This window comes from Streptomyces sp. NPDC091287 (genome assembly GCF_044768525.1).
Lineage (GTDB): Bacteria > Actinomycetota > Actinomycetes > Streptomycetales > Streptomycetaceae > Streptomyces.
In genome coordinates this window covers 17,428-30,773 of sequence record NZ_JBIVUV010000022.1, presented here as the reverse complement: position 1 = coordinate 30,773, position 13,346 = coordinate 17,428, and the positions used below count along the sequence as shown (strand labels likewise).

The window sequence follows — 13,346 nt, the reverse complement described above, 5'->3', positions numbered from 1 at the left end:
TCCGCCTGCGCTGCTGTGCTCATCGTCTCCGCGGCCGCGTTCGCCGCGGCTGCCGCGCCTGCCGTGCCTCAGGCCGAGTACACGGTCAGCGCCGACGGCCAGAACGAGGGTGCACCGAAGCCGAGTGATACGCACTGGGGCTGACCGGAGCGATGGCAGCGCCGGGGCGTCCCCCGAAGAGGGAGGAGTGGGCTGCGGCTGGTTCAGTGGCGGTCGTCTCACGGGCGGCCTCCGCCACCGCGTCGAGCGCCTCCCAGGTGCGCCGCTGCCAGTCCAGGGCCCCGATCTCATCGAACAGGCCGAGTGCGGTGCGGAGATGGCGCTGCGCCTCGGCGAAGCGGCCCTGCTCCCGTGCGCAGCCGGCCAGCGCGTACAGCGCCTGTGCCTCCATGAAGCCGTCATGGGCCAGCCGTGCCACCGACAGTGCCTTGGTGAAGTCGGTGCGGGCGGCCCCGATCCGGCCGTCGGCCCGCGACACCCGCCCGAGGCCGAAGTGCGCGTGGGCCTCTCCGGCCTGGTCGCGGTTGGCCTGAACCAGACGCAAGGTCTCCCGGAACGCCAGACCTGCCTCGCCGGTGTCGCCGTGCTCCAGATGGAGTTCACCGAGTCGGTAGAGCACCTGGGCCTCCACCCGTCGGCACCCGGTCTCCTTGCACAGACCCCGTGCTCTGTCGAGCAGGCGTCGCGCCTCGTCGCTCCGGCCGTTCTCTATCTCTGTCCGGGCGAGATTGGACAGGACGTGTGCCTCGCCCATCTTGTCGCCGACCTCACGCAGCCCTTCCGCCGCGATGCGATACCGGGCGGCGGCGCGGTCCAGGTCGCCGCGCACCCGGTCGACGAAGGCGACGTTGCGCAGGACGAGCAGTTGCCCGTGCCGTTCGCCGACCGCCTCGAACAATTCTCGGGCGCGACCGAATCGTTCCTCCGCTTCGGGCAGGCGCTTCTGCAGCATGTGCAGGGTGCCGATGGTGTAGTGCATGGCTCCCTGGCCTCGGCGGTTGCCCGTCCGGTCCGTGGCGTCGAGTGCCAGGGTCGCGGTCTCCAGCCAGTCGTCGTAGTAGCTCCCGGCTTCGAAGAGGGTGACGGAGGTCAGGGCCAAGTCCCAGCAGAGGTCGTCCAGTCCCTCGGCGCGGGCGAGCCGTATGGCGGCGATGAGTGAGGTGCGTTCGCTCTCCCACCAGGCGGCGGGCTGCCTCAGCAGTTCCGCGACGGTGTCCGGCGGCAGCGCCCAGCGTTCGGCGGCGCTGTGCAGAATCGTGTAGTCCCCGCCGTACTCCGCGCGGTGGGCCGACTCGGCCAGCCGCATCCAGGCGCCGAGGAGTCGTTCCACGGCCGCGCGTCTTCGCAGCAGCGCCTCGGACTGTTCGAGCTGTTCCTTGGCGTACAGCCGGATCAGGCCGTGGAAGCCGTACCGGGCAGGTGTGTCGCGCGTGGGGACGACCACGGTGAGCAACTGCGCGTCGACCAGTTCGTCGAGCAGGTCCTCCGCGGTCGCGCAATCGGTGTCGAGGAGAGCCGCGGCGACCCAGTGGGCGAAGTCCCTGGCCTCGGACAGGGAGAGCAGGCGGAAGAGATGCCGTGCCTCCAGGCCCAGCCCGTTGTAGGCCATGGCGATGGTCGACCGCAGCTCCTGGCCGCCGTGCGAGAACTCGTCGAGCCGCGCCGCCTCGACCCGCAGGCGATTGACCAGGCGGCCGATACGCCAGTGCGAGCGCATGGCTATCCGGGCGCCCGCGATACGCAGGGCGAGGGGGAGGCCGGCGCAGATCTGCGCGAGCTCGATGGCGGCGGGCAGTTCGTCCGTGACCCGTTCCCGGCCCGCGATCGCGCACAGCAGAGCGAGTGACTCGTCTTCGTCCAGTACGTCGACCTCCACGCTGTACAGCCCGGGCACCCCGGTGAGCCGTTGCCTGCTGGTGGCCAGGACGGCGCAGGTGTGGCTGCCCGGGGTCAGCAACTGGAGGACCTCGGGGCCGGTGATCCCGTCCAGAACGAGAAGGATGCGGCGGCCGGCCATGTGGCTGCGGTACAAGGTCACGCGTTCGGCCTGGGTGTCCGGGAGCGCTTCGCTCGGTACTCCCAGAGCGCGGAGCAGCCATCCCAGAGCCCAGGCGGAGGACGCGTCGGCGGGGCGGTCGTGGAAGTCGAGATAGAGCTGGCCGTCGGGGTACGCCTCGGTCAGCTGGTGGGCGGCTCGCACGGCCAGGGAGGATTTGCCGACGCCGCCCATGCCCGTGACGCCTGCCATGCGCACGGAGCCGGGGGCTTCGCCGGGCCCGTGCGGACCCAGATGCCCGGTGATGTCGGCGAGCAGCTGGCCGCGTCCGGTGAAATCAGCGAGGTCGGAGGGGAGTTGGCGGGGGACGGTGACTGCCTCGGCGGGGCGCGGTGCCTCTGCCCGCCCGGCCGGTGCGTCGTCCGGCCCGTCCGGCCGAGGGCCGGCTGGCGTCAGGGAGCCGTTGAGGACGGCCGACTCCAGATCCTTGAGCTCCTGACCGGGCTCGATGCCGAGTTCGTCGATGAAGTGCGCCCTGGCCCGCCGGTAGGTGGTGAGCGCGTCGCTCTGCCGCCCGCTCCGGTAGAGCGCCACCATCAGATAGCCGATGGCCTTCTCCCGCAGGGGCTGGGATTCGACGAGTTCGTGCAGCGGGGAGACGGCCTGCTGGTGGAGGCCCAGACCGAGCAGGTGGGCAGCGAGGTCTTCCTGGGCCGTGAGCCTGCGCTCCTCCAACGCGTACGCGTGCCGCTGTACGAGGTCGCTGGGCAGCCCCATCAGGGCCGGGCCGCTCCACAACTGGAGCGCGGACTCGACAGCGTCGACGGCGGACCGCAGCTCTCCGCGTTCGGCGAGATCACGTGCCTGGGCGAGCAGGGTGGTGAAGACGTGGACGTCCACCTGCTGTTCGTCGATGGCCAGCCGGTATCCCGCGGGCAGCGTCCGGATGAGACCGGCACCGTCGTGGTCGGCGAGGATGCGGCGCAGCGCGGAGACGCAGATCTGGATCTGGGAACGCGCGGTGGCGGGCGGTGACTCTCCCCAGACGGTGTCGATGAGCTGGCCGAGCGGGACGACCCGCGAGGCGTTGAGGGCCAGCACGGCGAAGACGGTGCGTTGTCGCGGGCCGCCCAACCGCAGTTCCGAGCCGCGCATGATGGCTCTCACCGGTCCGAGCAGCCTGACGTCCATGCGCCCCCCCGAGCTGCCATTGGCCCGACGCGAGACCCATGGATGCGATGACGGTCCTGAATGCCGCGTACAGGTTCTGGACGAAGACACTTGGTCTGAACCAATGGTCATCGCATGGTAATGATCGCCTTACTGGCCAGTCAAGGTTCGGTCGAGTATGCGCGGAGGCCGTCGTTCCGCCGCCCGCTCGTGGCGTTCCGGGCTCTCGTGAAGCCAATCTTCGGCAGGGGGTTGACTTGTGGGCCAGGCACCAAGAAGATGATCTCAGAGTTGGATAACTGTGCCTGGAGCTGCTCCGGGCCCTTCCTTCTCGAGCAGGGCACTTCACGGCCACCGCTTTCGAGCAGGCAGGCCCGCCCGGCGGGCACCCCCCTGTGGCGGCGCCGATGCCCGCCCGTGGAGTCGTCCCACCGGCTCTCCCATCAGATGCGTTCAGCCCGTACGCGCCGTTGCCGCGTCGTACCCCGCTGCCCCTCTCCGTACGTCTCCGCCGCCGCATGGCCGAGCGGCGATGCGGCGGCGCGTGGTGCGCCGGAGCTGGACCGGAATGAAAGGCACATGCGATGCAGCAGATGCTCGACGCCGAATCACCCGTCGCCGCCGCGGCCCGATCGCTCACCGACGAGGAGGTGGAGCGATTCCACCGGGACGGCTACCTGCTCCTCAAGGGCGTGATCAGCAAGGAGGAGGCGGAGCGGTGCAGGCGGTACGTGGTCGGCATGATGGACCCCGACCTCACCCTGCCTGTGCCGTGGATGGCACGCTTCGGCCGGATCAAGCCGCTCCAGCCCGACTTCAGCGAGACCTTCGCCGACCCGGCGCTCATCCCGCTGTTCCAGAACGAGCGGCTGTACCGTGCGGCCAGCCAACTCCTGGAGAGTGAACGGCTGCGGATCTTCGACGGTTCGCTCGCCATCACGATCCGGCACGACGTGGGGGAGACCCCGTACAGCCAGCCGCTGCACCTTGACGTCAGGGTGCCGACCGAGGTCTCCCAGTTCCGGCTGGACATGCCGGAGATGGAGCTCGCCGGCTGCTTCTACCTGACCGACGTGCGGCCGACGGGCGGAGGGATCTGCGTGGTGCCCGGCGGCCACCGGCTGGTGATGGAGGCCGCCCGGGCGCACCCCACCGGCCGTCTGCTGCACGACTTCTGGCGTGACATCAAGGGGTTTCCCGAGCCGGTGGAGATCGTCGCGGAGGCGGGAGACTTCGTCCTGACCCACTTCCTGATGCCGCACAACGCCTCCCACAACCGGATGCCCGAGGCGCGTGTGGCCCAGTTCCTGCGGTGGGTGCGTGACGACCACGTCTACGGGCAGGCCGACGAGGTGCCCCCCGGCCACTACGACGCCGAGCAGGTGGCCACCATGTCGCCGCTCGGCCGACGGCTCTTCGGAGTGGAGCCCTGGGACACCGGTGACCGCTGAGACGGCTGAGACGGCTGAGACGGCTGAGAGGGACGCGGATCGCGGCGCGGACGCGGTCCGCGTCTCCTGCGCGATCATGGCGCATCCCGACCGGGCCGACCGGGCCGAGCGACTGCGGCGCATCCTGCCCGCGCTGGACCCCCGCGTTGTTCTCGACCCTCGACCGGACGGTCCCAGGTCGACCTTGAGGACCGCGCTCGCGGCCTGGTCCGCGGCGGGCGAAGGGTCCACGCACCACCTGGTGCTCCAGGACGACGCCGAACCCTGCCCGGACTTCGTGGCGCAGGTGACGGCAGCGGTGCGGGCACGGCCGCGTTCACCGCTGGTCCTCTTCGCCGAATGGGGCTCGGTGTCGGCGACGATGACGCGCTGGGCGGCGATGTCGGGCCACGCCTTCACCGAATGCGCCGACGACTACGTCCCCACGGTCGGCCTGGTGCTGCCCACCGCTCTGGCGCGGGGGCTGGTCGCCTTCGCCGCCCGTGAGTGTCCGGAGGACGAGCCCGACGACGTGGCCGTCCACCGCTATCTGAGCGGGTGCGGCGAGCCGGTCCTCTGCACCGTTCCCCAACTCGTCGACCACGACGGGCCGCAGAGCCTGCTGGGGCACGGGGACCACATGGGCCGGCGCAGCGCCACCCTGCTCCGGACGGCCGACGAGCCCGCGGTGAACTCCACGACGCTCCGGGCGCCGCCGCTCATCCCGGTACTGAGCTGGAGCGACGGGCGGGCGCTCGGTGCCCGGTGGGACGCGGTGGCCCGGACCCATGTGGGTACCGTTCCGATCCTCGAACCGCTGGGTCTGCTGGGCCTGGAAACGGACGCGCTGTTCGGCGGACTCGCCTCCGCCCTGGACGATCCGCGCTGCGAGGAACTGCGGACGCTGCCGGTCCCTCCCCTCCTGGAGCAGCTGTGGCTGACCGCCGTGGCCGTCGGCGTGCTGGCCCCCGGGGACCGGCCCGACCCGATGACGCGGCAGGCCGTCCGTGCCATCGCGACCATGGGACCGGGCGGTCTGCGCAACGTGGAGCCCGCGTCGACGTCCGCGCGGTACGGTCCGGCCCTCGCCCGGCTGACCGGTGCCGGAGTCGCCATGGGGGTGGCGGCCCGCGGCCGGGTCCGCCCCGGCGGGGCGGACCCGGCCCCGGGCTGAGGCGGGCCCCGCCGCTGCCCCGTGCTTACGCGTCACACTGCCTGGCCCTGGGCCTCCTGGGCCTCCTGGTGCTCCGGCTCCGACGAGCGGGCCGGGGCCATCCGGTCGGCGGCGAGGAGGCAGTACAGGGAGACCAGGGAGATCCCGGCCAGCACGGTCCAGAGCACTTCGGGACCGGCGATCAGCCACGTGAGGAACGCCGGCGCGATCGCGTTGCCCAGAGTGGTGCCCGTGTGGAAGAAGGCGGCCGACCTGCCCATGCCGGAGGGCCCCGCCAGGTCGAGGAGGATCGCGTTGACGTGCGGGAAGTAGAGCATGCCCGTGATGGTCAGCAGGATCGTCACGACGACAGCCACCACCAGACCCACTTCCGGGCCCGGGGCGGGCGCGCCGCTGCGGGAGTGGACGAGGAGGAGCACGAGAGCGGCACACGTCGTGACGGTGCACCCGATCAGGGACACGGACCTGGGCCGGCGGCCGGTCAGCCGGGTGACCGGCGGCTGGGCCAGCATCACCAGGACGTAGGCGAACGTGATGAGGGCCGGGACCAGCCAGGCGGGCTGCCCCCAGTCCCGAACGAAGACGATCGGGAACACGAACGCGCTCATGAGCAGGACCGGGGCGAAGAGGATGTTGCCCACGCCGAGCAGCACACTGGGGCGGTCCCTGAGAAGGGCCAGCCATTCACGCATCCCCTGGCCGCGGCTCGGCTTCCGGAAGGCGCCGTCCGGCCGGTGCCGGATCAGAATCGCCGCCCCCGCCAGAGAGGAGGCGATGTTGCAGACGATCAGCCACTTCATCGCCGTGACGTTGCCGTCGGCGATGGCCAGGGCGGCGATCGCGCCGCCGACCACGAAGCACCCGGCCTTCAGCGACTCCAGGAAGGAGAACCAGGACTCGAAGGGCGCGTCGGCGGCCAGCTGCTTCAGGAAGGGCGGCCAACAGGCAAGGAACAGCCGCTCGGACAAGGCCACCACGAACATCCCGGTGAAGATGCCGAGCTCCCCGTCGACGACCAGGTAGAGGGCGTAACCGACCGCGGACCCGGCATTGTTGAAGATCATGGACCGGGTGGGGCCGTACCGCTGGACCACCTCTCCGGCCAGCACACCGAACGGCAGCGACAGCAGGGTCGACAGCGTCAGCAGGAGCCCGATGCGGGACGCGGAGAGATCGGTCGTGCCGAGGAAGAACAGCAGGGAGATCGGGAGGAACAGACTCGCCCCGAACGTGTCCAGCACGATCGACAGCAGGGGGCGTCCTCGGCCCTCGACGGGTGGCATGCCCCAGCGGCTGAGCAGCCGGATGGGGCGGCGGTCCGGGGCGGGGGATGTCATGACGGGGCCTCCAACGATGGTCGCAGCCGATCTCCTCGCGGACTTCGGGCTCATCGTCACCCCGCCCACCGCGTACGGAGCGGGCCGGCAGGTTGCTGACAGGCCGCCGACCCGGTTCCGCTCCCTATATACGGAGGTCACGCATGGCGACCTATGGCCATGGCGGTGCGGCGCCACGGAGCGTCCTGGACACCCGCACTCCGGCAGACCCGCCGGTGAGCGTTCTGACACCGGCCCAGGTGGCCGGGACGATCGGTGCGGCCGTGCGTACGCTGACCCTCCTGGCCCCGGAGCCGCCCGCCCGGGGGAGGAACGGCCCGGACATGCGCGCCGCGCTGGAGGCCGCGCAGGCCGGCGTGAGCGTACGGATCTGTCTGGGTGGCGGCAGCTTCGAGGAACTGACCTCGCTGGGAGGGCGGCTGACGGTCAGCTGGTCTCCGGTCCCGCTGCCCGCCCTGACGGTCGTGGACGGTGAGCATCTGGTGGCCTCGCTGAGCGGTGAGGGCTACGAGGGGGGCGCGGTGTTGATCCGCAGGGCCGCCCTGGCCGCGGTCGTCGAGCGCTGGGCGCTGGACGCTTCCCACCGGGGTGACGTGTCCGTGGCCCTGGACGAGCGGGACCGCACCGTACTGGAGCTGCTGCGCGCCGGTCTGACCGACGAACAGGCGGCTCGGCGGCTGGGTGTCTCCACGAGGACCTACCGTCGCCGGGTCGCGATCCTCCTGCGACGGCTTTCCGCGAAGAGCCGCTTCCAGGCCGGATACCGGCTCGCCGAGCTGGGACGGAAACGGCCGACGGCCGACTTCACTGAGCAGACGCACCACTGAAGGAGATGGAATGTCTGAACTGAGCCTCTACGACATGCGCGCCTACTGCGCCGACGTGACCGATGGCGCCCTGAGCAGGGGCGGGCGGTTCCTGATGGGGATCGACGGCCCCGGCGCGTCCGGGAAGAGCACCCTGGCCGAGCAACTGGCAGCACGTCTCCCCGGGGCCGAGATCGTCCATGTGGACGATTTCTACCTGCCCAGCGAGGAGCGCGGGAGCCGCTCGCAGACGATCGGCCCCGGCTTCGACCTGGCACGCCTGCGCGAGCAGGTGCTCGCCCCGGCTTCCCGCGGCGAGGCGGTCACCTACCAGAAGTACGACTGGGACAAGGACCGGCTCGGTGAGTGGGTGACGATCGCGGCGGGTACCCCGCTCATCGTCGAAGGCGTCTACAGCACCCATCTGGCGGCCCGCTCCTACTACGACCACCGCCTCTTCTGCCTCGCGGCGCCGGAGACACGACTGCGCCGCGGCCTGGACCGCGACGGCGCCGAGGCGGAGTCGCTCTGGACCGACGAGTGGATGCCGGCCGAGGACCGGTACCTGGTGGCCGAGGAACCGCACCTGTCCGCCGACGCCGTACTCCACAGTGACCGGGACGGAAGCGTCACCCACGAGGCGCGCTACTGGGCCGAGACCGGCTGAGCTCTCGCCCCCCGACCCGGCACCCCCCGTACGGCTCGTACGGGGGGTGCCTGTTTTCCGCCGCCCACCGACTCGCTGGACGTGACCGTGATCGCATCACTTCTCGCGGCGCAACTGCCCGCTCCGCACCGGCTGCACGGCTCCTTCGAGGTCCCCGGACTCTCGGCGATCGTGCTGGCCGCCGGAGAGGGGCGGCGGCTGCGCCCGCTGACCGAGACCCTCGCGAAGCCGCTCGCCCCCGTACTCAATATTCCTCTGCTGTACTGGAACGTCGTCCTCCTGCACGGGTGCACGAACCGATTGGCCATCAACGCCTCTTATCTGGCCGAGCAGTTGACTCTCGCTTCCCGCTCGCTGGGCCGGCTCCTCGGCAACGCTCCCGCCGTCGTCGAGGAGACGATGCTCAGCGGCCCCGCGGGCGGCATGCTCGCGGCCCGGCGGGCCCTCTCCGCCGGCACGGACTTCCTGGTCGTCAGCGGTGACGCGCTGATCGGGGAGGACTGCCACGACCTGGTCGCGGCGCACCGGTCGAGCGGGGCAGACCTCACCATCGCGGCGAAGCCCGTCGAGGATCCGCGGCGGTTCGGGGTCCTGGAGCTGGATGGGGCCGACATCGTCGGCCTGCGTGAGAAGCCCGCCGACGCGCCCCCCGGCTCGGTGGTGAGCTGCGGCATGTACGTGATCGGCGACCGGGCCGCCGCACTGCTGCGACCAGAACCGGGAGCCCTCTACGACTTCAAGCACGTGGTGCCGGAACTGCTCGCGGCAGGCCTCAGCGTGCGCGCCCATGTCCAGGAGGGCCACTGGAGCGATGTCGGCGACATGGCGGCCCTGCACGCGGCGAACCTCTTCGCCCTGCGGTCCGGGTTGCTGGAACGGGCGGCTACCCCTGGCACCGACGCGCACGGTGCTTGGACCCAGGGCGCGGTGACCACCGCCCGCGACCTCGACGTGACGGGCCCGGTCTGCCTGGGTGCGGAAGCGCGGATCGGCCCGGAATGCGCAGTGGAGCGCTCCGTCGTCGGCCCGCACGCGCGTGTCGGGGCCGGCAGCCGGCTCCGTGACGCCGTGCTGCTGCACGGGGCCCGGGTGCCACCTGGCGCCGACATCGACCATGCCGTCGTCATCGGCGACCGCGTCCTTCCCCTGCCGAGAGAGGTGGCTCTGACATGACGCTGCGCATTCTCCTTCTCACCTCCGCCTATCCGCCGGTCATGGGCGGCGCGGAGACGTACGCCCAGGAGATCGCCGAAGGCATGGCCGGCCTCGGCCACGACGTACGGGTCGTCACCGACGCGGCCGCGGGTCGTACCGGAGAGCACGTCGCGTCCTCGACGGAAGCCGGTCGAGGCGTACGGATCGACCGGCTCGCCGGGTACCGGGCGCTCCTCGCGGACCCCAGCAAACTGCCCTGGGAGCAGCTGCTCTTCGGCGTGCTGCCCGAGCTCGCCGGGGCGCTCGGCGCCTGGCGCCCCGACCTCGTCCTCGCCAACAGCCTGGAAACCGCCGTGCTCGGCCGTATCGTCGCCGACGAGTACGGCGTGCCGCTGGCCTCCGCCTTCCACGAGCACGATCCGGCCGCCGAACCGTTCGGCACGGGCCGCTGCTCACTCGCGTACCGCTGGGTGCGGCCCGACCTGGTACTCGCGGGTTCGGAGTTCTACGCCGCGCGGGCCCGTGCCCATGTCCCCGGCGACGGCATCGCGCTGATCCACCACGGGATCGACACCGACCTCTTCGCCCCGGGGGCCGTCGACCCGTCCGGCCGACTGGAAAGACGGCGGGCCTGGGGGGTGGCCGAGGACGAACTGCTGATCGTCAGTGTGGGACGGCTCAAGCCCCGCAAGGGCCAGGCCGAGCTGGTGCGGGCCTTCACCCGCCTGTCGGGTCTGCGAGCCGTGCTCGTGCTGCTGGGCGGCGTCAGCTCGGGCTCGCCGGAGTACGCGGAGCGGCTGCGGGCCGACATCGACGCCGCACGCGCCGACGGGTTCCGTGTCGTCCTCGACGAGGGCGTCGACCGGGGCGGGATGCCCGAGGCGCTGGCCGCCTCCGATCTCGCGGTCCTGCCCAGCCATTCCGAAGGTCTGGGGCTCGCCCTCCTGGAGGCCATGAGTACCGGGCTGCCGGTGATCGCCACCGAGATCGAGGGCTTCGCGGAGGTCCTCGACGGCACCTCGGCCGCGCTGACCGTGCCGCTCGGCGACGAGAAGGCCCTGACCGCCGCCCTGCTCTCGCTCGCCACGGACCCCGGCCTGCGGCAGAAGCTCGGCGCCCTGGCGCGGGGCCGGGCCGTCGAGCACTTCTCCAGGCGGCGGATGACCCTCCGCACCCTCGACCGCCTGGAACAACTCGTCGGAGGTGCCCGGTGATCGGACAGGTGGTGGTGCTCGCCGGAGGACGTGGCACGCGGATGCGCCCGCTCTCCGACCGGCTGCCGAAACTGCTGTTCCCCGTCGCCGGGCGTCCGTTCCTCGACCATGTCGTCGCCAACTACCGGGACCAGGGAGTACGCCGCCTGCATCTCTGCCTCGGCCACCACGCCGAGCAGGTGATCGCCCACGTACGGGGCCTGCCGCCCGCCGGAATGGAGATCACCGTCTCCGTCGAGGACCGGCCCCTGGGCACCGCTGGTGCGCTGCGGATGGCCGGGCCCTTCCTGGCGGACCGGTTCGCCGTCGTCATGGGGGACAGCTGGCAGCCGGTCTCCCTGTCCGCTCTGACCCGGCGCTGGGAGTCGTCCGGGAGGCCCGCCGCCATGGCCGTGTGCCGCGAGCTGGACGGTGTGGTCCCCGGGAACACGGAGGTCGACGGCGGGCTGGTCGCCGCCTACGAAAAGGGCAGAGCACCCGGGACATTCGACTACGTCGACTACGGCACCCTCCTGCTCACCCGCGCCCACGCCGACCGCATCGCGCCGGGCGAGGCGGACCTGGCGGATCTCATCGGCGCCCTGGTCGCCGAGGGCGGCCTGGCGGCACTGGAGGTGCCCGAGCACGACCGGTTCCACGAGATCGGGTCCTTCGAGGGCTACGAGCAGTTCCAGGAGCACTGCGCGCGCCACTCCGAACAGTTCGGTGCGGTGCGTTTCCCCCTGGGGGAGCGCCCTGTCCCACAGGAAGGAGTCCTCACTCGTGAAGCCATCTGAGCCCAGCGGAGAACGGCCCGCGACCAAGCTGCCCGCCGGCTCGCGCACCGTGTACGCCAGTCCGTGGATGAGACTGCGCGAGGACGCGATCGTGCGCACCGACGGTTCGCAGGGGAGGTTCGCCGTCGTCTCCCGGTCCGACTTCGTCGTCGTCCACTGTGTGACCCCCCAAGGCATCGTGCTGACCGACCAGTACCGGTACGCGGCGGACCTCTGGAGCGCGGAACTGCCCCAGGGTGGGATCGAACCCGGGGAGTCACCGCTGGACGCGGCCTTGCGGGAGCTGCGCGAGGAGACCGGCTGGATCGGCTTCGGCGCGGGAGTCGTCGGCGGTCGCGTCTACGAGGCAGCCGACTGGGCGACCCAGCACTTCACCGTGGTCAGCCTTCGCGCCGAGGTGCGGGCCGATGCCGCACCGGAGCGGGAGGAAGCCGGTCTCACCAGCCGCACGGTCCTCCCCCAGGACTTCGACCGGATGATCCGCTCCGGCGAGATCGCCGACGCGGCCACGCTCGCCGCGGTCGCCCTGGTGCGGCTCGCCGACGGCTGACACCGGTCGCCGGCGCGCAGTGCCCCACCCCACGACACCTAAGGAGTTCCCGTGCCCACCTCCGAGCCGTCCGGACCCATGGAGCCCCCGCCCCCGTACACGCTGGTGACCGGTGCCGCCGGTTTCGTCGGCAGTCACGCCGTGCGGTACCTGCTCGGCACCGGCCGCCGCGTCATCGCGACGGACGCCCTGCCCCAGCCCCGCGCCGACCGTCTGGCCGGACTGGAATCACCTGCCTTCCGCTATGTCGAGGGCGACCTGCACACGTTGCTGCCCGCCGTGCTGGAAGGCGTCGGCGAGGTGTGGCACTTCGCCGCCAACGCCGACATCCCCCTCGGCGCCACCGAGACAGGGGTGGACCTCAGGGAGAGCGTCCAGCTCACCCGGTCGGTCCTGGAGGGCATGCGCACGCACGGAGTCCGCAGGATGGTCTTCGCCTCCAGCAGCGCCGTCTACGGAGACCTCCCCCTCGGCTCCGTCTCCGAGACCGACGGCCCCCTGCTCCCCAACTCCCTCTACGGAGCGGGCAAAGTGGCCTGCGAGGCCCTGATCTCCGCCTACTGCGCGAGCTTCGGGCTCCGGGCCCGGATCTACCGGCTGGGCAACGTCGTCGGCGGCACCATGGGACGAGGGATCGTCCGCGACTTCATCCGCAAGCTGGGCGAGGACCCGCGGCGGCTCACCGTGCTCGGCGACGGACTCCAGCGCAAGAGCTACGTACTCGTCGACGACGTGGTGGCCGCCATGGACCACCTCACCCGCACGACGACCGGCCCCGGGCACCCCGCGTGCGACGTCTACAACGTCGCCGCGGGTGCGAGTGTGTCCGTCCGGCAGGTCGCCTGGCTGACCGCCGACGCGATGGGCCTCTCCGCCCCCGAGATCGTGACGAGCGGGGACCGGCTGTCCTGGACGGGGGACCAGCCCGTGATCGAGCTGGATACCCGTAAGGCGCGAGCCGCCGGCTGGCAGGCCTCGCACGCCGCCAGCGCCGCCGTCAGCATCTCCGCCCAGCGCCTCGTACGGGAACGTGCCACCGTCACCGCCGGGGCCGCCGGGTGAGCGCGGCGG

Annotated in this window: 11 protein-coding genes; 9 read left to right on the top strand and 2 right to left on the bottom strand. The window is 71.6% G+C overall.

Annotation, left to right across the window (positions count from 1 at the left end; translation table 11 throughout):
- Nucleotides 1-85: 85 nt before the first annotated feature.
- Nucleotides 86-3,151 carry a BTAD domain-containing putative transcriptional regulator gene (locus ACIQRW_RS31670; RefSeq protein ID WP_403766835.1) on the bottom strand — a complete coding sequence of 1,022 codons (3,066 nt, stop codon included), beginning with the start codon at nt 3,149-3,151 and terminating at the stop codon, nt 86-88.
- A 599-nt stretch (nt 3,152-3,750) separates the two neighbouring features.
- Here ACIQRW_RS31670 and ACIQRW_RS31665 point away from each other — a divergent pair.
- A complete protein-coding gene (locus ACIQRW_RS31665) occupies nt 3,751-4,617 on the top strand; it encodes a phytanoyl-CoA dioxygenase family protein (RefSeq protein WP_403766832.1) in 867 nt (288 codons plus the stop codon).
- Nucleotides 4,618-4,693: 76 nt separating this feature from the next.
- On the top strand, nt 4,694-5,770 hold the full coding sequence (locus ACIQRW_RS31660; protein ID WP_403766829.1) for a hypothetical protein: 1,077 nt from the start codon (nt 4,694-4,696) through the stop codon (nt 5,768-5,770).
- A 32-nt stretch (nt 5,771-5,802) separates the two neighbouring features.
- Here the strand turns inward: ACIQRW_RS31660 and ACIQRW_RS31655 are convergent, their stop codons facing one another.
- Nucleotides 5,803-7,107, bottom strand: coding sequence for an MFS transporter (locus ACIQRW_RS31655; RefSeq protein WP_403766826.1), 1,305 nt, complete (start codon nt 7,105-7,107; stop codon nt 5,803-5,805).
- A gap of 143 nt (nt 7,108-7,250) precedes the next feature.
- Between ACIQRW_RS31655 and ACIQRW_RS31650 the strand changes: the two genes are divergently transcribed.
- From ACIQRW_RS31650 to ACIQRW_RS31620, 7 genes are all read left to right on the top strand, one after another.
- Nucleotides 7,251-7,934 (top strand): LuxR C-terminal-related transcriptional regulator, encoded by a 684-nt coding sequence (locus ACIQRW_RS31650; protein ID WP_403766823.1) that lies wholly within the window; start codon nt 7,251-7,253, stop codon nt 7,932-7,934.
- Nucleotides 7,935-7,944: 10 nt separating this feature from the next.
- A complete protein-coding gene (locus tag ACIQRW_RS31645) occupies nt 7,945-8,580 on the top strand; it encodes a uridine kinase (protein ID WP_403766820.1) in 636 nt (211 codons plus the stop codon).
- Nucleotides 8,581-8,667: 87 nt separating this feature from the next.
- On the top strand, nt 8,668-9,753 hold the full coding sequence (locus ACIQRW_RS31640) for a sugar phosphate nucleotidyltransferase (RefSeq protein WP_403766817.1): 1,086 nt from the start codon (nt 8,668-8,670) through the stop codon (nt 9,751-9,753).
- Nucleotides 9,750-10,949 (top strand): glycosyltransferase family 4 protein, encoded by a 1,200-nt coding sequence (locus ACIQRW_RS31635; RefSeq protein WP_403766814.1) that lies wholly within the window; start codon nt 9,750-9,752, stop codon nt 10,947-10,949. The genes ACIQRW_RS31640 and ACIQRW_RS31635 overlap by 4 nt, the downstream gene beginning before the upstream one ends.
- A complete protein-coding gene (locus ACIQRW_RS31630; RefSeq protein WP_403766812.1) occupies nt 10,946-11,725 on the top strand; it encodes a sugar phosphate nucleotidyltransferase in 780 nt (259 codons plus the stop codon). The genes ACIQRW_RS31635 and ACIQRW_RS31630 overlap by 4 nt, the downstream gene beginning before the upstream one ends.
- The gene (locus tag ACIQRW_RS31625) at nt 11,712-12,275 is read left to right on the top strand and encodes an NUDIX domain-containing protein (protein ID WP_403766809.1); all 564 of its coding nucleotides are present in this window, start codon (nt 11,712-11,714) and stop codon (nt 12,273-12,275) included. Before ACIQRW_RS31630 ends, ACIQRW_RS31625 begins: the two co-directional genes overlap by 14 nt.
- Nucleotides 12,276-12,326: 51 nt before the next feature.
- Complete coding sequence (locus ACIQRW_RS31620; protein ID WP_403766806.1) at nt 12,327-13,337, top strand: NAD-dependent epimerase/dehydratase family protein; 1,011 nt, start codon at nt 12,327-12,329, stop codon at nt 13,335-13,337.
- The last annotated feature ends 9 nt before the right edge of the window (nt 13,338-13,346 follow it).